The sequence below is a fragment of the Aestuariispira ectoiniformans genome, from assembly GCF_025136295.1.
Lineage (GTDB): Bacteria > Pseudomonadota > Alphaproteobacteria > UBA8366 > Aestuariispiraceae > Aestuariispira_A > Aestuariispira_A ectoiniformans.
In genome coordinates, this window is the sequence record NZ_CP062788.1 from 3283365 (window position 1) to 3303709 (window position 20345).

The window sequence follows — 20345 nt, forward strand, 5'->3', positions numbered from 1 at the left end:
GCATCCCCCGGCGGGTGCAGGTATGTTGCTGCGCAACAAGATCGGGAGACGGGAACCAACCCGCAGCGTTTCGTATGCAGGGACCGGCGTCACCCTCCCGCAACGTTCATGAAAAGGAGCGGTACCAACCATGGCGAAGATCCAAGTCAAAAACCCGATTGTGGAGCTGGACGGCGACGAAATGACCCGCATCATGTGGGATTTCATCAAGAACAAGCTGATCCTGCCCTATCTCGACCTGGACCTGAAATATTACGATCTGGGCATCGAAAAACGTGATGAGACCAACGACCAGATCACGGTCGATGCGGCCAACGCGATCAAACAGTATGGCGTCGGCGTAAAATGCGCGACCATCACCCCGGACGAAGCACGCGTCGAAGAATTCGACCTGAAGGAAATGTGGCGTTCGCCCAACGGCACCATCCGTAACATCCTGGGCGGCACCGTCTTCCGCGAGCCGATCGTCTGCGCGAACGTTCCGCGCCTGGTACCGGGCTGGACCAAGCCGATCGTGATTGCACGTCACGCCTTTGGTGACCAGTATCGCGCCACCGACTTCCGCGTTCCGGGTGCGGGCATGCTGTCCATCACCTTCACGCCGGACGATCCGGAAGGTGAAACCATCCGTCACCAGGTCTTCCGTTTCGAAGACGCCGGTGTCGCCATGGCCATGTACAACCTCGACGACAGCATCCGTGGCTTTGCCCGTGCCGTCCTGACCTATGGCCTGATGCGCAAAGTCCCGGTTTACCTCTCCACCAAGAACACCATCCTGAAAGCCTACGACGGCCGTTTCAAGGATCTGTTCCAGGAAGTCTACGAAGCTGAATTCGAAGCACAGTTCAAAGAAGCTGACATCTGGTACGAACACCGTCTGATCGACGACATGGTGGCCTTCTCGCTGAAGGCTCATGGCGATTTCGTCTGGGCGTGCAAGAACTACGATGGTGACGTGCAAAGCGACACAGTTGCCCAGGGCTTCGGCTCGCTGGGTCTGATGACCTCCGTTCTGATGACGCCGGATGGCAAGACGGTCGAGGCGGAAGCCGCCCATGGTACCGTTACCCGTCACTATCGCCAGCATCAGGAAGGCAAGGAAACCTCCACCAACCCGATCGCGTCGATCTTCGCCTGGACCCGAGGCCTGCAGTATCGCGGCAAATTCGACAGCACGCCGGAAGTGGTGCGCTTTGCCGAAACGCTGGAAAAAGTCTGCATCAACACCGTTGAACGCGGCCATATGACCAAGGACCTGGCGCTGTTGGTCGGCGCCAACCAGCCCTGGCTGACCACCAACCAGTTCCTCGACAAACTGGACGAAAACCTGTCCAAGGAAATGGCTACCTGGTAAGTCATCGCTGAATTATCAGTGACGTTGAAACGGCCCGGGTTATCCCGGGCCGTTTTCTTTTGGCAAAACAGTTATGCCCGACAAATGATTGCCGATGGCCCGGGCCTATACAATCATAGGCGGCTTTTTGGATTTCAAACTTTTGAGGCCCTTCATGATCATCGATCACCGTACTTACAACATCGTACCGCGCCGCACGCAGGACTATCTGGCGGCTTTCAAGGAATACGGCCTGCCGGTACAGATGAAGCATCTGGGCGGCCTTGTCGGCTATTATATCTCGGATATCGGGCCGCAGAACCAGTTGGTCCATCTTTGGGCCTATAAGAGCCTGGCCGATATGGAAGAACGCCGGGCCAAACGCAATGCCGACCCCGATTGGGCGGTTTTCCTGGAAAAGACGAAAGGGCTGGTCCAGTCGCAGGAAACAAAAATCCTGCGCGCTGCGGATTTCTCACCGTTGATCGACCTACCGGACTGATGTCAGGCAGCCGGGGCGCGGGAGTTCCTGCGCCCTACCCCCATTTGATCCGGTCGTCGGGAAGGTTTTTTTCAACCATTTGTGAAAGCACCGGGTGAATTTGCACCACCGCACGGGCCATTTCCTCATCTGCGCTTAGACAATAAACCCCGATATGGTCATGCACGAAGGCAGTCAGCACATTGGGAAAGCTGGTACAGACTTCCTGATGGGACCAGTCATCCTTGACGTGAACCTCATAAGGGTTCCCTTCCACCTCATCCTGCGGATAGTGAACAATGGGGATGGACAACAAGACCAGACGCGACGCCGCAAGCGTCTTTTCCATCACAGCCTGCGCCTCTTCCTTGGTCATATGTTCCAGGATATCGCCGTAAAGCGTGAGGTCCAGTTTGCCGATCTCGTCAAAATCGAGTGTGCGAACATCCTCATTGTACAGCGTGCCGTAGAGGGATCGCAGGTCAAAGCGTTCAATATAAGGTTCCCAGACCTCAACCCCGATCCAGTCGGCATCCGGCAAATGCTCCGCCAGCAGGTTGTGATAGGTGCCCGAACCGACGCCCACATCCATGACCCGCCTGATCATCCCAAGATCATATAACTTCTTCAAAAGCAGGGTCGTATAGAGCTTGCCGAACTGTGAACTGCCAGGCATGTCGCCTCCCGCATCAGGGACCAGGAAAAACAGCCTCTAATCTAGCGGGATTCGCAGTAGGTGCAAAACCCGATTACGCACACCCAAGAAAGACAGCAACATTGTCAAAAATGACACAACTTATGTCATTCAAGACTCATATTCCCTTTATCATCAATGGGGAAGTAGGGATTCCACGCAACTTCCCAGGCGTGGCCATCGGGATCGGTGAAATAGGCATGATAGCCACCCCAGAAAACATCCTGCGGCTCCTTGGTGACCGTGCCTCCGGCGGCGCGGGCCTCGTCAATCACGGTGTGGACCTCATCCTTGCTGCGTGTGTTGAAGGCAAGGGTAATACCACCAAAACCGGATTGCGATTCACCAAGATTACCGTCTTCCGCCAGCATTTTCCGGGGATAAAGGCCCAGCGCCAGTCCGTTTAACTGGTAAAAGGCAACGCTGTCTTCGCCTTCCTCCGCGGGATGCGCCTTCCATCCCATCGCCTCATAAAAGGACTTTGCACGTGGAAGGTCGTCAACGCCGAGCGTGACGAGGCTTAGTCTTTGTTCCATTTCCAATCCCCCTTAGTATTATCGTTCACAACCCTGAACCATGGGACCTAATGCAGGCATAGAAAAACCACCCGGTTGACCTTGGTCAGCGGACAGGCATTCGCCATATGATCCTTGTCCCAGAGTTTAAGCTTGGTCGTTCCTTTTGGGCATGCCTTCAGGGCAATCTCACTGACAGCGGCGCGCGTGGTGTTATTGCCATTATAGCAAACACCAACGGTCTTCATACCATCAGGTGCGGAACGGGTATCAATCGTATCCGTTATGGACGGATCGTTGGCGCAGGCCGCAAGCCCCCCGGCCAACACCAGGGTTATCACCATTCCACGCAGCATCTTGCCGGTCATGACCTCTCCAGTCTCCTTACATCAAGGCACGCATGGCATCGTCAATCCCGTGCAGGGTCAACGGATACATACGTCCATCCATCAAACGATCCATGATCTTGAGCGATTCATAATACCCCCACCGCCCTTCCGGCTGGGGGTTGATCCAAACCGCCTTGTGGAACTTGTCCAGCAAACGGCCCATCCAGACCTCGCCCGCCTCCTCGTTCCAATGTTCCACACTTCCGCCGGGATAAACAATTTCGTAGGGGCTCATAGTGGCATCCCCGACGATGATCACCTTGTAATCATCGGGATAGGTCCGCAACACATCCATGGTCGGGATCTTGTTCTTCCAGCGGTTACGGCTGTCCTTCCAGACCGATTCATAGAGGCAATTGTGGAAGTAATAGAATTCCAGATGTTTGAATTCCGCCCGCGCGGCGGAAAACAGTTCCTCACAGACCCGGATATGATCATCCATGGAACCGCCCACATCGAAGAACAACAGCACCTTCACCGCGTTATGACGTTCCGGCACCATTTTGATATCCAGCATACCGCCGTTGCCGGCAGTACTGCGAATCGTATCCGCAAGGTCGAGTTCCGTTGCGGCCCCTTCGCGGGCAAAACGACGCAGCCGCCTCAACGCCACTTTGATATTGCGGGTACCCAGTTCGACGTCGTCGGCGAGATTCTTGAATTCTCGCTTGTCCCAGACCTTTACCGCACGCCGATGGCGGCTTTCATGCTGACCAATGCGTATGCCTTCAGGATTATACCCATATGCGCCGAAGGGTGAGGTTCCCGCCGTGCCGATCCACTTGTTACCCCCCTGGTGGCGCTTTTCCTGTTCAGCCAGTCGTTTACGCAGGGTCTCCATCAATTTCTCGAAACCGCCCAAAGCCTCGATCTGCACCTTTTCCTCTTCAGACAGATGTTTTTCCGCCAGCCTGCGCAGCCAGTCTTCCGGGATATCCTGCGCCTCAAGCCCGCCATCCGCCTCAAGGCCTTTGAAGACTTGGCCGAACACCCGGTCGAACCGGTCCAGGTAACGCTCGTCCTTCACCAGGGCGGCGCGGCTCAGATAATAGAAATTATCGACGCTATATTCCGCAACACCGCGTTCCATCGCCTCAAGCAGCATCAAATACTCCTTGATGGATACCGGCACACCGGCGTCGCGAAGTTCTGTGAAGAGATTGAGGAACATTGGCGCCCCGGCCGATTGACTTTTGAATGCGTCCGCAAAGATAGTCCCCCCGTCGGGTCGATGGCAATCCCCAAGCTTTCAGCGCGGGCAACCGTAAACCACGGTAATATCACACCTTATTCACTCGAAAACCCTTGAGGCTAAACGATTTTCTAAGTAGTTTTATAGGGAACCTGGGGCTGGGACATGAGAGGTGATATTTATGGGGCCTGGGCACTTGCAAGCGTGCCGCCCGTAATCACCGGCATGATGTGGAGGAGGACGCATTGTGGCAGATGAGACAAATGGTACGTCTCTCAATGAATTAGTCGACGCAGCGCGCGATTCTTCTGCCGGTGGACGCGCACAACTTCTGGAATCCCTCAACGCCATCTGTCTGAAGTCCGGCCAGGAACTCAGCCCATCGGAAAAAGCCATCGTATTCGATATTTTCCGCCAGCTTGTCCAGGTTGTCGAAGTGCGGGTTCGCAAGACATTGGCCCGTATTCTGTCCGACCGGGGCGACGTGCCTCACGATCTCATCATGACGCTGGCCAACGAGGATATCGACGTGGCCGAACCGGTTCTGCGTCTCAGCCAGGTTCTGGAAGACACGGACCTGATCAAGGTCATCGCCAGCCAGGCAGAGGCGCATCAACTGGCGATTTCCAAGCGCGATAACCTGTCCATCGCCGTCACCGACGCCCTCGTAGAAACCCAGAACCGCAATGTCATCTGCTCTCTGCTGCGCAACGAGGGGGCCGAAATCCGCGAAGGAACAATGCAGATCCTGGTCGAACAATCCATAGATGACCGGGAATATCAGGAACTTGTTTCCCGCCGACGGGAACTGACCACCGACATGGCCCGGCGGATGTATAGCTGGGTCGGCGAGGCCCTGCGCAGCCATCTGACGGAAACCTTCCCCGCAATCGACTGGGAACTGGACGAAACCGTATCGGAGGCCGTAACGCGGGCATTGGAGGAAACGGATTTCGCGGACGAAGACGGCGTGGTTGCCTCCATTCTTGGTGACAGCGGCTATAAACCTCATCCGCGATCAATGGTCAGTGCCCTTAAAAACGGCGATATCCGGTTGTTTGAGGAACTGTTCCGCGACCTTACCGACCTGTCGGTCAATTCAGCCACCCGTGTGCTCTACGATGCCGGACCGGAAGCCCTGGCCATCGCCTGCAAGGCGGCCCATGTGGACGCACCTACCTTTGGCGATATTATCTGCTATCTGCAGGGCGGCGGTGATACCAAAAGGTTCCGCCAGAGCCAGGCCTATATCAAGCTGATGGACTATTTCGAACGCATCGACGCAAAAGGCGCTGAGCGTGTGCTCAACGCCTGGCGCGAAACCCCTGTGGATGCCTGGTAAGCCTTTATAGCAGGGCCTCAGATGTAATCCGGTGCACGCCTTCCCGTTCCATCGCGGCATGGGCCTGTGCGAGCGATCCTTCCAGATCGATGGCACGGCAGGCATCATCGATTACATAGGTTTCAAACCGCGCATGGCGGGCGTCGAGGGCAGAATAAAGCACACAGAAATCCGTTGCCAATCCTACCAGGAAAAGGCGTTTTGCCCCGCGCTGGCGCAGATAGCCTGTCAGTCCCGTCGCCGTCATATGGTCGTTTTCATAAAAGGCGGAATAGGAATCCATCTGCGGGCGGAAACCTTTGCGGATAACCATCTGTGCGCGGTCCGTTTGCAGATCGGCATGAAAATTCGCGCCCGGCGTTCCCTGTACGCAGTGATCAGGCCAAAGAACCTGCTCGCCATAGGGAAGATGTGCGGTCTGGAACGGGTCTTTGCCGTCATGGGACGAGGCAAAGGACTGATGGCCCGGCGTATGCCAGTCCTGGGTCAGCACCACGTGATTGAACCGCGTGCTCAAGCCGTTGATGACCGGGACAACCTCATCACCCTGTGGCACCGCTAGTGCACCGCCCGGGCAGAAATCGTTCTGAACATCAATAATCAGAAGAACGTCGGTTTCGCTTTGCAGATCAATCTTGTCGCCATTCTGCGGCATGGTGGTGCTCCCATTCATATCTATTCAATTGAACTCCCGCGCCTCGCGGAGAAAGGCACCGCAACCTGATATTATTATGGCTCATTTATAATGGCGCTTGGCGTTTCCTCCAAGAGCCGGTATTTTGTGATCACTTTTTCTTTGTCCAATATGATACGAAACTCTGGAACTGACCAGATCGAAAGGCCGGGAACAGGCAATAACAGGCCCGGAATAGAAGGCTAAAATCATGAGCATCGACGACTATAAAAACCACGGGGATCAGGCCTTCCGGCGCGGCGATCTATACGGCCGCGACATGGAGATGACCTATGCGGGCGTACAAAGCTTCATGCGCCGAAAATATACCCGTGACCTGACCGGCGTCGATGTGGCCGTGACCGGCATTCCGCTGGATATTGCCACCACCTACCGTCCCGGCGCACGCCAGGGTCCGCAGGCCGTTCGCGCAGGTTCGGTGCAACTGGCAGAACTTAACGCCTTTCCCTGGGGCTTCGATCCCTTCGATCATCTGGCAGTGGTCGATTACGGCGATGTCTTTTTCGACCACGGTTTTCCTGAGGAAATCCCGGACGTCATCACCAATCACGTGAAAGATATCCTGGACCAGGGCGTCAGTACGCTTTGCATGGGCGGCGACCATTTCGTCACCTATCCGATTCTGCGCGCCTATGCGGAAAAATACGGGCCGATCAGCCTTGTGCATTTTGACGCGCATCCCGACACCTGGGACGACACGGGTGAGCCGTTGAACCACGGCACCATGTTCACCCGCGCCGTCAAACAGGGCATCGTCGACCCCAAGCATTCCGCCCAGATCGGCATCCGCACGATCGCCGATGATGTGGGGTTCAACATTTTCAACGCACCCTGGGTGCATGAAAACGGCGTGAAGGCCCTGGTCGAGAATGTGAAGGAAATCGTTGGTGATCGCCCGGCCTATCTGACTTTCGATATCGACTGCCTGGACCCGGCCTATGCGCCCGGCACGGGCACCCCGGTCGCCGGTGGGCTGACCAGCCATCAGGCCCTGTCGATCATTCGCGGCCTGCAGTCGGTCAACTGGGTCGGTATGGATATCGTGGAAGTCGCCCCCGCCTTCGACCATGCGGAGATCACGGCAATCGCCGCCGCAACCATCGCGCATGACTATCTCTGCCTGTTGGCGAACAAAAAGAAGGAACAATCCTGAAACCGGTCAGGTGATGGTCACTTCGCCGCGTAGATCCTGCGTCATGGCCTCCGCCACGGCAGGAATATCAGACGTCAGCGACAGTAGCACCTGCAGTTTGGTGACTGCAGCCTCAACGGTCATATCCGATCCGCTGATGATTCCGATATCGGCCAAAGCGCGGCCCGTGGCATAGCGATAGAGATCAACGCTGCCGAAGTGACATTGGGACACAGCCACCACGACAACTCCGGCATCGACCGCCCGTTTCAAGGCCGCCATGAACCCCGTGTTCAGGTCGGGACCGTTCCCCGCCCCATAACATTCCATGACCAGTCCCTGCAGGCCGCTGTCGACAAGGGCATCCACGACGGCACCACTGATCCCCGGATAAAGCTTCAACAGGCCGACCTGCGCCATTGCGCGTCCCTCTTCCACATTGGGCAATGCGGCGCGCAATTCACCGGGCTTCGCATCACGGCCCCGCATCCGCGGCGCATCGAATGCCGCAAGTCCGAAGGAATGGACCTTGGTCGTCCGGTTTCCCTTCATCAGCCGACCGCCGAACCACACGAAGACATCCCGTGACCGGTCTTCCGCCAGGGCGGCAAGCGCCCCCTGCACATTCGACAGGCCGTCGCTGTCTGCCTCCGACATGGGAATCTGGCTGCCCGTGATAATCACCGGCAGGCGTGAGGGTTCCAGCAAGAAAGACAGGGCGGACGCGGTAAAGGCCAAGGTATCCGTGCCATGCAGCAACAAAACGCCGTCCGCCTTTTCACCCAGCCGGGTGATCTCGTCGGCAATCCTGCGCCAGTCGCCCGGTTCCATATTGGAACTATCCAGAAGCGGCGTCATTTCTGCGAATTGAACGTCCAGGCCCGGTGCGAAGTCAGGGTCAGCCACGATATTCTTCAACCGGCCCAGAAAATCCGGATCAGGTGCAAATCCCCGTTCGGTTGCGCGCATGCTGATCGTGCCGCCGGTATTCAGGATTAGAACGGATTTCCGCATATCGCCAGATCCTCACCCATCAGGTCCATCGTTCTTATATGGTTATATATGGATTTCCGGTCGCCCTGCCGGATGAAAACTTGGGGAGAGCAGGCCCCTATCCCTCGACAAAAAAAGTTCCTGCTCGCGGATGTGATGAAAGCCAAGTTTTAATTATCTCTCACACCCTATCCCCAAGCCGACATTAGTAAAAAGATAAGAGTGTCAGCAATTTCGCAACTTTGCTCAATATGGCGCAATATGACGCAGTATTTGCATCAAATAACGCTATCATCTGAAAAGAACTTTATATAATCTCCGTCGGAACAACAGGTCAGTGATGGGTTGAGCAAGGGTAAAATGGCAGAAACGCTGGAAGTTTTTGCGAGCAATCTCAAATTGCTGTGCAGCTTTTATCCCTCCATTGCGGAGGTAACGCGACGTCTGGGCGTCAACAGATCCCAGTTCAACAAATATCTGACAGGCCGCCACCGGCCCTCCCCCCATCTGTTGCGCCGCCTTTGCGATTTCTTCGGCGTGGAAGATTACGAGATTTTCCTGCCGCATGAACAATTCCGCCAGATCGTGGCCCTGCGGCCCCAGGACAGGAACGCTACCGCCCCCCTCGACCAGTCCGCACATAACCCGCATCTCGCCGCCCTGATGCGCGCATCATCCCCAACCCAGCTTGCCCGCTACTGCGGATATTATTTCGAGTATTCCTATTCCATGTCCAAACCGGGCAAGATTCTGCGCTCACTGGCCTATATCGGGGAAGAAGGCGATCAGGTCTACCACCAAAGGATCGAACGGCTGACGCCGCCCGGCGCTGTCCGGCGCCCCATCCACTGTAAATATAAAGGCGTTACCCTGTTCCTGCATGACCGGCTTTTCCTGATCGACTACGAATCGCTCACGGCCAATGAGGTAAGCCAGACCATTCTCTATCCTGCCTATCAAAACCGGATCACACGGCTGACCGGCCTGAAAATGGGTGCCGCCGCGCGAGAACAAAGAACCCCGGCCTGTACCCGTGTCCTGTGGGACTATCTTGGCCGCAATATTCAACCCGGCCGCGCCTTCCGCCACTGCGGCCTGTATAGTCCCGACGATCCGGAAATAGATGCCAGCATCCTCCCCCTTATAGACAACAGCCGCACCGGCGATCCTTTCGCCTTTGTGGCAGAGGCACAATAAGCGGTCATAGCAACCTTTGCCGCAAATCCGGCCAGGGCCGACGCAAATCCGGTATAGCCATTGGACGAAAGCCGCTAAAAAATGTGATAATAGTATTCAAAGCCGCCGGACCAGCGGCAAAAAAACGAAATGCATCAAGCGTTTGAGGAAACACGGGATCATGGCGCAGGATAAATCCGTCACTTTCACATTGAACGGCCAACAGGTCGAAGCACAGGCAGGCGAGACCATCTGGCAGGTTGCCCAGAAGCAGGGCGTGGAAATCCCGCATCTCTGCTATACGCCGGAACCGGGCTATCGCGCCGATGGGAACTGCCGCGCCTGCATGGTCGAAGTGGAAGGCGAACGCACGCTGACCGCCTCCTGCGTCCGCGAGCCCAGCGACGGCATGGTGGTCAACACCGCCAGCGAACGCGCCAAGAAATCCCGCAAGATGGTTTTCGAGCTGCTGATGGCTGACCAGCCGGAACGCGAAAAAGCGCATGATCCCGACAGCCGCTTCTGGAACTGGTCCACCGAAATCGGCCTGGAAGGCAGCCGTTTTCCCGCCCGCGAAATGCCCAAGCTGGACGCCAGCCACCCGGCCATGCGCGTCAATCTGGATGCCTGCATCAATTGTAATCTCTGTGTACGCGCCTGCCGCGAAGTCCAGGTGAACGACGTGATCGGCATGGCCTATCGCGGCCATAACGCAAAAATTGTCTTCGATCTCGACGACCCGATGGGCACCTCCACCTGTGTCGGCTGTGGCGAATGCGTCCAGGCCTGCCCGACGGGCGCCCTGATGCCGACCACCATGCTGAAAGAAGACCAGACCATCAAATACGCCGATGGTGCCGATAAGGTCGTCGACAGTTCCTGCCCCTTCTGCGGCGTTGGCTGCCTGACGCGCATTCATGTGAAGGACAACCAGATCATCAAGGTCGAGGGCCGCAATGGCCCGGCCAACGAAAACCGCCTTTGCGTCAAAGGCCGCTTCGGCATGGATTATGCCAGCCATCCGGCCCGCCTGACCAAACCGCTGATCCGCAAGGAAGGCGTTCCCAAGGCCTGGGATGACGAGGTGGACCAAGCTAATCCCTACACCCATTTCCGCGAGGCAACCTGGGAAGAAGCCTTGGAAAAGGCTGCGGGCGGCTTGAGAAAGGTTCTTGCCGAAAATGGCCCCAAGGGTCTGGCCGGCTTCGGTTCCGCCAAAGGGTCAAACGAAGAAGCCTATATGTTCCAGAAACTGGTCCGCACCGGCTTTAAGTCCAACAACGTTGACCATTGCACCCGTCTCTGCCATGCCTCCTCTGTCGCGGCACTGATGGAAGGCATCAGCTCCGGTGCGGTCTCCGCCCCCTTCCGGGCAGCAGAGGAATCCGATTTCATCATCATGATCGGCTGCCGCCCCAACTGGAACCACCCGGTTGCGGCCAGCTATTTCAAACAGGCTGCCAAACGCGGTGCCAAACTGGTGATCATGGACCCGCGCGGCCAGAATATGGCGCGCTTGGCCTGGAAGCATCTGCAGTTCAAACCGGGCGCAGATGTGTCCATGCTGAATGCCATGATCCACACCATCATTGATGAAGGCCTGATCGACGAACAGTTCATCCAGGCCCGTGTCGATAACTTCGACGCCATCAAGGAAAAGGTGAAAGACTTCACGCCTGAGAAGATGGCTGAAATCTGCGGCATTGATGCGGAAACCCTGCGCGAGGTTGCCCGCGCCTATGCCAAGGCGGACAAGTCCATCATCTTCTGGGGTATGGGCGTTTCCCAGCATGTCCACGGCACCGACAACAGCCGTTGCCTGATTCAGCTTGCCATGATCACCGGTCAGATCGGCCGTACAGGCACGGGCCTGCATCCGCTGCGCGGGCAGAACAACGTCCAGGGCGCATCCGACGTCGGACTGATCCCGATGGTCTACCCGGATTACAAATCCGTTGCGGATGAGGCCGTGCGCAAGCGTTATGAGGACTTCTGGGGTACCGAACTGGACCCCAACCCCGGTTTGACCGTGGTTGAAATCATGAATGCAATCCACGCCGACGAGATCAAAGGCATGTATATCATGGGTGAAAACCCGGCCATGTCCGACCCGGATGTGCATCACGCCCGTGGCGCGCTTGCCAAGCTGGAGCATCTGGTCGTGCAGGACATCTTCATGACGGAAACCGCCTTCCACGCGGATGTGATCCTGCCTGCCAGCGCCTTCCAGGAAAAATGGGGCACCTTCACCAATACCAACCGGACGGTGCAGATGGTCCGCCCGGCGCTCGACATGCCGGGCGAGGCACGCCAGGACTGGTGGATCATCCAGGAAATCGCCAAGGGCATGGGGCTCAACTGGAGTTACACCCACCCGAAGGATGTCTTCACCGAAATGACCCAGGTGATGGCGTCGATCCAGGGCATGACCTGGGATCGCGTCGACCGCGAGGAATCGATAACCTATCCCTGCACCAGCGCCGAAGATCCGGGCCAGCCCTATATCTTCATCGAGGATTTCCCGACCCAGACCGGCCGCGCCAAACTGGTACCGACCGACCTGGTCCCGCCTGCGGAGGTTCCCGACGATGAGTTCCCCATGGTCCTGACCACGGGCCGTCTGCTGGAACATTGGCATACCGGCGCCATGACCCGCCGTGCAACGGTATTGGATGCAATCGAGCCGGAGGCCGTCGCCCATCTGCACCCAAAAACACTGGACCGCATGGGCATTCAGCCGGGTGACTTTGTGGACGTTCACACCCGCCGCGGTTCCATCCGCGTCAAGGCGCGTATCGACCGCGATGTTACCGATGGCATGGTCTTCGTGCCCTTCTGCTTTGCCGAGGGCCCGGCCAACATGCTGACCAACCCGCAGTTGGACCCGTTTGGTAAAATTCCGGAGTTCAAATACTGCGCCGCGCGCGTAGAAAAAGCCCCGGACGATCACCCCGCCGCAGCGGAGTAATCAAAATGGATAATCACAAACAGCCCCGGAAACGGGGCTGTTTTCTTATATGTTCAGCATTGCTTAAACTTCACCAACTATACTTGTTTAATAAACGAACTTTTGCGTCGACATTCAGGAGGAGCCACCCTTGCGCCTTGTCCTGGTCGCCTTCTTATCCGTCCTGCTGACCCTGCCCGCCGTGGCCGGGCCAATCGATAAACTGACCTTCTACACCGAGGACTTCCCACCCTATCAGTTTGTCGAAGACGGTGAGTTGAAGGGAATTTTTGTGGATATCCTCCGGGAAGCCTTCAGACAGACAGAGACAACCAAAACGGTACAGGACATCCATGTGGTCCCCTGGGCGCGCGGCTACAATATCGTTCTGGCAACCCCCAATACCGTTCTTTTCGGCACGTCCCGCACAGCCGCCAGAGAGGATAAATTCCTGTGGGTCGGCCCCGGCACCAGTTCCGACCACGGCATACTTGCCCGCAAGTCGGATCACCACAGGATTGGAAGCCTGGATCAACTGAACCGCTATCTGACGGCCACAATCCGCGATGACGTCGCAGAACAACTGTTGCTGGAAGGCGGTGTCCGCAAGGAAAACCTGTCACGCCAGTCAAACCAGGATTCAATCGTCCGCCTGCTGTCCATCAAACGGGCGAATTTCTGGGCCTACAACATCATGGTCGCCTTCCATGTGTTGAGGAAACATGGAATCGCCGACGATTATGAGGTCATATTCACCCTGCGGAAGGGACAGAACTGGCTGGCCCTGAACCTGCGATCTGATCCAGCCGCAGTGGCGGCATTGCAGAGCGCCGTCGATTCCGTTCGGCGCTCTCCGGTTTATGAGGAAATCCTCGCGCGATATCGGTAAAGCCAGCCCCCTCACGCCTTGCAATGCAGATGACGGGCGGTCCGCCTGCTCAGCCCCTGTTCTTTTTGTATTTGCGCATCAGCATGTTGCGTTTGGTCGCGGACAGACGATCCAGATAGGTTTTGCCGTCCAGATAATCCACTTCATGCTGGATGACCTGCGCCAGCCAGCCTTCCGCCTCCAGTTCCTGCGCACAGCCTTTGCAGTCCAGATAGCCGACCTTGATTGATTTCGGACGGGTGATCTCTGCAGAGATGCCGGGAAAGCTGAGCGAGGCTTCGGTGAATGTCTGTGTTTCTTCGCCGGACCATAAGATTTCCGGGTTGATGAGAGCCAATGGTTGGCGCGCGCCCTCTTCCTGCAGGTCGATGACAACGATGCGTTGCAGCAGTCCCGCCATATTGGCGCCGATCCCGACGCCCTTCTCCCGATAAAGCAAGTCGAACATGGCCTCGACGGTCTCCCGAACGCCGTCATCCACCTCGGCAACCGCCGTGGCTTTCTTACGGAAGATGGGGTCGGGACCATAGGTCAATTGAAGGGGATGGCGGGTCATATCTTGAGCCTGTTTTCGAATGGGCGTGCGACATCCTTGTATGGATTACTGCCAGCGAATACAAGCCGGTCAGGGAATAGCCGCCATGCCGGAATCTGCCTTTTCCACGGCTTCCGGGATGGTCAGGATAACGGTCGTCCCGACATTCTCGACACTTTGAATCTGCACGTCACCATTCAGCAATTCTGCAAGGCCCTTCACAATGGCAAGGCCCAACCCGGTTCCCTCTCGTGTGGAAGCCACATCCGGCGCGCCGCGATCATAGGCGTCGAAAATCCGGTCCAGCAATTCCTCGGGGATACCGATGCCTGTATCCGCCACAGTCAGCTTCAGGCTGTTTTCCCGATTTGCCGCAGCCGCGGCAATACGGATTGCACCGTCCGGCGGCGTAAACTTTGCCGCGTTGGTCATCAGATTGATCAGGATTTGCTGCAACAGGCCGGGGTCTGTGTGAAATTCCGCAACATCCTCGGCCACGACAACTTCACAACTGGGATGCGCCCCTTTCAAAGAAGAACACACCATGCCGCAGGCCTCGTCGAGCAATTTGTTCAAATCCACCCGCTGGGCCTGAACGATCATACGACCGCTTTCCAGTCGTGAAATATCCAGAAGATTGTCGATCAGCGCCAGCAACTGTGTCGCCGCACGGTGAATGGAATTCGCATAGTCCCGGTCACGGGCCATATCCTCGCCCAAAATACCTGTCCGGATAATGTCCGAAAAGCCCAGGATCGCATTCAAAGGGGTCCGCAGGTCATGGCTCATATGGGCGATGAAGTCCGATTTGGCCCGGTTGGCCTGATCCGCCCTGCCAATCGCCCGTTCCAGATCCAAGGTGCGGTCCTGAACCCGCCGTTCCAGCGTCCTGTTGAGTTCCGCCAACTGTTCCTGGGCGTGACGGGATTTGGTGATATCCTCTTCCGACACGACCAACGCCACCTCACCCGACAAAGGATCACGGCCAAGCGTTATATCAATGCTGTGCCAGCGCATCCCGACATTGGTCCTTACCCGGAACTCGCCTGACGTTTCGGTATTCGCACGTGCCGCCGCCAGCAACACACGGCCTTCTTCCGGGTCAACAAAACGCTCAATAAAATCACCGCGCTCTATGCCCGACACGTCGTCATAACATTCAGATGCAGCCGGGTTCTGGGACAGGAATTCTCCTGCCAGCGTGAAGGAACTGACGATCAGGGATGTATAGCGCATGGCTTCCAGCATGCGCAGGCCGTGCGGATCTTCGTCCAGGCGAACATGGGCATCCACCTCGATCAGAACGGCGTCCCGCGCATCCTCGCCGATTACGACGGGTGACAGGTTCAAAACCACTGTGACCGGATGACCCATGGGGTATAGGGTCCAGGTCTCGGAGGCAAACTCGCCTTCCGGCGTGTTGTCAAAGACCTGGCGCAGGCGCTGCCGAACCGTTGCGCTGTCGCTGGAATAATCCCGCGATAGCAGGTCTTCCAGACTATCGGCCCGCCAGAACTTTACCGCAGCCCTGTTTGCCCACCAGATGGAATGGCAGGCCACATCAAACAGCCAGACAGGCCGACTGATAGCGTCGAACAGCTCAAGGCTCTCTCCATCCAGGAAGTGTCGTTTGCGGGCCCCCTGCGCCACTTTACCCTCTCTCGCAACTCACTTGCTTACACCAGTCCGGCCATTTTTTAACGCCGCCGTGTCCGGCACCCCATTACGTAGGATTATATTCAAGCATTGTCGAAAATAACAGCCCGCTCCTGCAGCAAAAAATACGGGCCGCGCAAAGCGCGACCCGTAAACTTACAGAGAGGCTGACGCCCGGGACTTAGAACAAGCCCTGAATGTCGCCTTTGTCATCCAGATGGATGCTGTTGGCTGCCGGTACACGCGGCAGGCCCGGCATGGTCATGATCTCACCGCAGATTGCAACGATGAAGCCAGCACCCGCCGACAGACGAACTTCACGGACCGGAACCACATGGCCGGTCGGCGCACCGATCAGGGTCGGGTCGGTGGAGAAGCTGTACTGGGTTTTCGCCATGCAGACCGGCAGATCGCCGTAACCGGCATCTTCCCATTCCTTGAGCTGCTGACGGACCTTCTTGTCGGCAATCGCCTCGTCCGCGCCATAGATGTTGCGGGCAATGGTGTTGATCTTGTCGAACAGCGGCATGTCGTCTTCATACAGCGTACGGAACTGCGCACCGCCATTGTCGACGATCTCGACGACTTTCTTGGCCAGGGCTTCCGTACCGGCGGAACCGTCTGCCCAGTGGGTGCACTCGATAGCTTCCACACCGAACTGGCCGGTGTATTCCTGGATAGCTGCCAGTTCCGCATCGGTGTCGGTGACAAAGCGGTTGATGGCAACCACAGCCTGCACGCCGAACTGGCCGACGTTGCGGATGTGACGGCCCAGGTTTTCCAGGCCCTTCTTGACCGCGTCGACGTTTTCCGCGCCCAGTTCGGTTTTCGCAACACCACCATGCATCTTCAGTGCGCGGACGGTGGCAACGATGACGACCGCTTCCGGGTTCAGGCCAGCCTTGCGGCATTTGATGTCGAAGAACTTCTCTGCGCCCAGGTCGGCACCGAAACCGGCTTCGGTCACCACATAGTCTGCCAGTTTCAGCGCGGACTTGGTGGCGGAAACGGTGTTACAGCCATGCGCGATGTTCGCGAACGGGCCACCGTGAATGAAGGCCGGGTTGTTTTCCAGCGTCTGAACCAGGTTCGGCATCAGCGCATCTTTCAGCAGAACGGTCATCGGACCTTCGGCTTTTACGTCCCGGGCGTAGATCGGCTTGCGGTCACGGGTGTAACCGACAACGATGCGACCCAGGCGTTCTTCAAGATCCTTGAGGCCGTCGGCCAGGCAGAAGATAGCCATGACTTCGGAGGCCACCGTAATGTCGAAACCGGTCTGGCGCGGGAAGCCGTTGGCAACGCCGCCGAGGGAGACAACCGTGTCACGCAGGGCGCGGTCGTTCATGTCGAGCACACGACGCCATGCGACACGACGTTCGTCGAAGCCCAGTTCGTTGCCCCAGTAGATGTGGTTGTCGATCAACGCACTCAACAGGTTGTGCGCAGAGGTGATTGCATGGAAGTCACCGGTGAAATGCAGGTTGATGTCTTCCATCGGAACGACCTGCGCATAGCCACCACCGGCAGCACCACCCTTGACGCCGAAGCAGGGCCCAAGGCTCGGCTCACGCAGGGCGATCATGGCTTTCTTGCCAATGCGGTTCAGACCGTCACCCAAGCCGACGGTGGTGGTGGTTTTACCTTCACCAGCCGGGGTCGGGGAAATGGCGGTAACCAGGATCAGCTTGCCATCCTGCTTGTCTTTCAGACCGTCAAGATAATCAAAGCTGACTTTTGCCTTGTCCGGACCATACTGACGCAAAGCGTCGGCCGGCATACCCAATTTTGCACCGACCTCGGTGATCGGCTTCACAGTTGCTTCGCGTGCGATATCAATATCGGATTTCGCCATTTTTCGGTTTCCCTCGCTGAATTCCGCGCCATAACAAGCCCCGGCTCGTGCCGGGACACCTATTGTTATTAGGGCGGACGCTACCGGATTTCGGCTCCGGTTCGATCCACCCCCGCGACTTTTTTTGCGTCGCTTACGACATCACCCCACAGAAAACCGATTTTTTTAATGTCGCTGATGCTAAACACATACCAGCGCAGGTGAATTGTCAAACAGCCCCTTTAAAGCGCACCAGATGAGGGTCGACTACTTGCCTTTGTAATTCCCCGGCCGTTTTTCAAAGAAGGCGTCCAGCGCCTCCATATGATCATCGGTATGATGGGCAATAGCCTGATAGGCCGCGCACATCTCCAGATGCGGTTCCAGGCGGGTATGCTGTCCATCACGCATCAGCTTCTTGGTCAGCTTCACCGCCACGGGCGCTTTACCGGCAATCGTCTGCGCTACCGCCTGCGCTTCGGCAAGCAGGTCGGTTTTGGGAATGATCCGACTGACCAGTCCGACGGATTTCGCCGTCTCTGCGTCAATGGGTTCTCCGGTCAGCAGCATTTCCGCCGCCGCGCCCTGCCCGATGATCCGCGGCAGAAACCAGGCCGCACCGTCGCCCGGCGCGATGCCGATATTGACGAAGGGCGCACCGAAATGTGCCTCCGGTGCTGCCAGACGAATGTCGCACATACAGACCAGATCCAGCGCCGCCCCGAAAGCGGGACCGTTCACTGCCGCAATGGTCGGAATGTCCAGATTATAGAAAACCGGAGGCACCCTGAGGATGCCATGGCGATAGGCCTCCCGGATTTCCGCGGGCGTGCCTGCGAACATATCCGTCTTCTCACGCATATGTTTGACATTGCCCCCTGCGGAGAAGGCCCGCCCCGCGCCGGTCAGCACGACAGCCCGCACAGTGCCGTCGCGGCGGATACGATCCACCGCCTCCAGGAAGGCGTCGATCATCGACGGTTCCGAAAAGGCGTTCAGTTCGTCCGGCCGGTTCAGCGTCAGCGTGACAACGGCACCGTCTTGTTCATAGAGAACGGGATCAGACATGGGAGGGCCTCCACAGAGCGCAGGTTTTAATCAGAGGATTTCCAGCACGCTTTCCGGCGGGCGGCCGATGCGGGCCTTGCCATTGGCAATCACGATCGGGCGTTCGATCAGAATCGGGTTGTCCGCCATGGCCTGGATCAGGGCATTATCGTCATCCACATCCTTCAGGCCCAGTTCTTTGTAGACAGCTTCGCCCTTACGCATCATCGCACGCGGCTCCACGCCCAGTTTGGCACAGATATCGCGGATTTCATCCGCCGTGGGGGCCTGCTTCAGATATTCAACGATAGTCGGGCCGACGCCTTTTTCTTCCAACAACGCCAGGGTCTGGCGGGATTTGGAACAGCGCGGGTTGTGGAAAATAGTAACCGACATGGAAAAGGCTCCTGTTCTTATTTGTGTTGTCTCCTGGCGATTTATAGCCGCTGACCGGATCGCATGAAAGATGCCTGCAAAGAAATAGAATTTGTCTTTCCTTCTCTATAGCCATCCTTTGAAGGTTCAAGTATTGCTAGCGGTCGAACGAATCATCCTATGGAAAGTCGGTATTGCATGGAACAGGCGGGCGAAACCACCCTCGCAAAAACCAGTAACGAGGGACTGAAGGGCATCGCCTGGATGCTGCTGTCGGTGCTGTTGTTCTCCGCCATGCATACCATGATCAAGGATGTGGCGAAGGACATTCACCCCTTTGAGATTGCCTTCTTCCGGAACCTGTTCGGCTTTGTGGTACTCGCGCCGATATTCATGAAACAGGGTTTGGCTCCCCTGCGGACCAAACGTCTGGGGTTGCTGACCTGGCGGGCGATCTTCAATTCCACCGCCATGGCCATGTATTTCCTGTCGATCAGCCTGATCCCTCTGGCCGACGCCACGGCACTCAGCTTTACCGCGCCGATCTTCGTCACTTTGCTCGCGATCCCGATTCTGGGAGAGCGGATCGGCCTTAACCGCGGCTTCGCGATTGTCTGTGCCTTTGGCGGGGCTATGGTCATTCTGCGCCCGGGCTTTCAGGAGATCGAGATCGGCACGGTCCTGGTGCTGGTATCCGCCCTGTTCTGGGCCAGTGCGATCCTGGTGATCAAGATCCTATCCCGAACCGAAAGCAGCGTGACCGTCACCGCCTATATGGGCCTGTTGATGACGCCCATTTCCCTGATTCCGGCCCTTTTCGTCTGGTCCTGGCCAAGCTGGGAGACCCTGGGAATGCTGGCGATCATGGGGCTGCTCGGCACCATCGCACAATATGCGATGACCGAGGCCCTGCGCTTTGGCGAAACCCATGTGATCATGCCGATGGACTACACCCGTCTCCTCTGGATGGCGATTGCAGGCTGGCTGGTCTTCCAGGAGGTGCCGACCGTCTATACCTGGATCGGCGGCCTGATGATCGCCGGCAGCGCCAGCTACATCGCCTGGCGGGAATCAAGGAAAGGCAGGCCGATCAATCAGCCTGCCAAAACCTGACATTATCA

Annotated in this window: 19 protein-coding genes; 8 read left to right on the plus strand and 11 right to left on the minus strand. The window is 57.1% G+C overall.

Going from position 1 to position 20345, the window contains the following annotated elements:
- The first annotated feature begins 130 nt into the window (after nt 1-130).
- Together IF205_RS15405 and IF205_RS15410 are read left to right on the plus strand one after the other, a co-directional pair.
- Nucleotides 131-1354, plus strand: coding sequence for an NADP-dependent isocitrate dehydrogenase (locus IF205_RS15405; protein ID WP_259780242.1), 1224 nt, complete (start codon nt 131-133; stop codon nt 1352-1354).
- Between the two features lie 154 nt (nt 1355-1508).
- A complete protein-coding gene (locus IF205_RS15410; RefSeq protein ID WP_259780243.1) occupies nt 1509-1835 on the plus strand; it encodes an NIPSNAP family protein in 327 nt (108 codons plus the stop codon).
- A gap of 34 nt (nt 1836-1869) precedes the next feature.
- Here IF205_RS15410 and IF205_RS15415 read toward each other — a convergent pair whose 3' ends face one another.
- The 4 genes from IF205_RS15415 to IF205_RS15430 all read right to left on the minus strand — a co-directional run bounded on the left by IF205_RS15415 (nt 1870) and on the right by IF205_RS15430 (nt 4583).
- Entirely contained in the window at nt 1870-2490 is a 621-nt protein-coding gene (locus IF205_RS15415) for a methyltransferase domain-containing protein (protein ID WP_259780244.1), read from the minus strand.
- 125 nt (nt 2491-2615) lie between these two features.
- The gene (locus tag IF205_RS15420; RefSeq protein ID WP_259780245.1) at nt 2616-3044 is read right to left on the minus strand and encodes a VOC family protein; all 429 of its coding nucleotides are present in this window, start codon (nt 3042-3044) and stop codon (nt 2616-2618) included.
- Between the two features lie 47 nt (nt 3045-3091).
- On the minus strand, nt 3092-3391 hold the full coding sequence (locus tag IF205_RS15425; protein WP_259780246.1) for a hypothetical protein: 300 nt from the start codon (nt 3389-3391) through the stop codon (nt 3092-3094).
- A 16-nt stretch (nt 3392-3407) separates the two neighbouring features.
- A complete protein-coding gene (locus IF205_RS15430) occupies nt 3408-4583 on the minus strand; it encodes a vWA domain-containing protein (protein WP_259780247.1) in 1176 nt (391 codons plus the stop codon).
- A 268-nt stretch (nt 4584-4851) separates the two neighbouring features.
- Here IF205_RS15430 and IF205_RS15435 point away from each other — a divergent pair, with 268 nt between their 5' ends.
- The gene (locus IF205_RS15435; protein WP_259780248.1) at nt 4852-5946 is read left to right on the plus strand and encodes a DUF2336 domain-containing protein; all 1095 of its coding nucleotides are present in this window, start codon (nt 4852-4854) and stop codon (nt 5944-5946) included.
- A 4-nt stretch (nt 5947-5950) separates the two neighbouring features.
- On the opposite strand, the gene pncA is transcribed toward IF205_RS15435, so the two are convergent.
- Nucleotides 5951-6619: a bifunctional nicotinamidase/pyrazinamidase gene (gene pncA / locus IF205_RS15440; protein ID WP_259780249.1), complete on the minus strand. Its 669-nt coding sequence runs from the start codon at nt 6617-6619 to the stop codon at nt 5951-5953.
- A 211-nt stretch (nt 6620-6830) separates the two neighbouring features.
- Here pncA and speB point away from each other — a divergent pair, with 211 nt between their 5' ends.
- Entirely contained in the window at nt 6831-7793 is a 963-nt protein-coding gene (gene speB / locus IF205_RS15445) for an agmatinase (RefSeq protein ID WP_259780250.1), read from the plus strand.
- Nucleotides 7794-7799: 6 nt separating this feature from the next.
- On the opposite strand, the gene IF205_RS15450 is transcribed toward speB, so the two are convergent.
- Complete coding sequence (locus IF205_RS15450; protein ID WP_259780251.1) at nt 7800-8786, minus strand: asparaginase; 987 nt, start codon at nt 8784-8786, stop codon at nt 7800-7802.
- Nucleotides 8787-9125: 339 nt separating this feature from the next.
- Here IF205_RS15450 and IF205_RS15455 point away from each other — a divergent pair, with 339 nt between their 5' ends.
- From IF205_RS15455 to IF205_RS15465, 3 genes are all read left to right on the plus strand, one after another.
- Entirely contained in the window at nt 9126-9962 is an 837-nt protein-coding gene (locus tag IF205_RS15455) for a helix-turn-helix domain-containing protein (RefSeq protein ID WP_259780252.1), read from the plus strand.
- A 160-nt stretch (nt 9963-10122) separates the two neighbouring features.
- Nucleotides 10123-12909, plus strand: coding sequence for a formate dehydrogenase subunit alpha (fdhF, locus tag IF205_RS15460; RefSeq protein ID WP_259780253.1), 2787 nt, complete (start codon nt 10123-10125; stop codon nt 12907-12909).
- A gap of 130 nt (nt 12910-13039) precedes the next feature.
- Nucleotides 13040-13777: a substrate-binding periplasmic protein gene (locus IF205_RS15465; RefSeq protein WP_259780254.1), complete on the plus strand. Its 738-nt coding sequence runs from the start codon at nt 13040-13042 to the stop codon at nt 13775-13777.
- A gap of 49 nt (nt 13778-13826) precedes the next feature.
- Here the strand turns inward: IF205_RS15465 and def are convergent, their stop codons facing one another.
- The 5 genes from def to arsC all read right to left on the minus strand — a co-directional run bounded on the left by def (nt 13827) and on the right by arsC (nt 19245).
- Nucleotides 13827-14333: a peptide deformylase gene (gene def, locus IF205_RS15470; protein ID WP_259780255.1), complete on the minus strand. Its 507-nt coding sequence runs from the start codon at nt 14331-14333 to the stop codon at nt 13827-13829.
- Nucleotides 14334-14402: 69 nt separating this feature from the next.
- On the minus strand, nt 14403-15962 hold the full coding sequence (locus IF205_RS15475) for a sensor histidine kinase (protein WP_259780256.1): 1560 nt from the start codon (nt 15960-15962) through the stop codon (nt 14403-14405).
- A gap of 187 nt (nt 15963-16149) precedes the next feature.
- Nucleotides 16150-17823, minus strand: a complete 1674-nt coding sequence (locus IF205_RS15480) for a formate--tetrahydrofolate ligase (RefSeq protein ID WP_259780257.1) — start codon at nt 17821-17823, stop codon at nt 16150-16152.
- Nucleotides 17824-18069: 246 nt separating this feature from the next.
- A complete protein-coding gene (locus IF205_RS15485; protein WP_259780258.1) occupies nt 18070-18870 on the minus strand; it encodes a crotonase/enoyl-CoA hydratase family protein in 801 nt (266 codons plus the stop codon).
- Nucleotides 18871-18900: 30 nt separating this feature from the next.
- A complete protein-coding gene (gene arsC, locus IF205_RS15490) occupies nt 18901-19245 on the minus strand; it encodes an arsenate reductase (glutaredoxin) (RefSeq protein WP_259780259.1) in 345 nt (114 codons plus the stop codon).
- Between the two features lie 177 nt (nt 19246-19422).
- On the opposite strand from arsC, the gene IF205_RS15495 reads away from it, so the two are divergent.
- Nucleotides 19423-20337, plus strand: coding sequence for a DMT family transporter (locus IF205_RS15495; protein ID WP_259780260.1), 915 nt, complete (start codon nt 19423-19425; stop codon nt 20335-20337).
- Nucleotides 20338-20345: the final 8 nt, after the last annotated feature.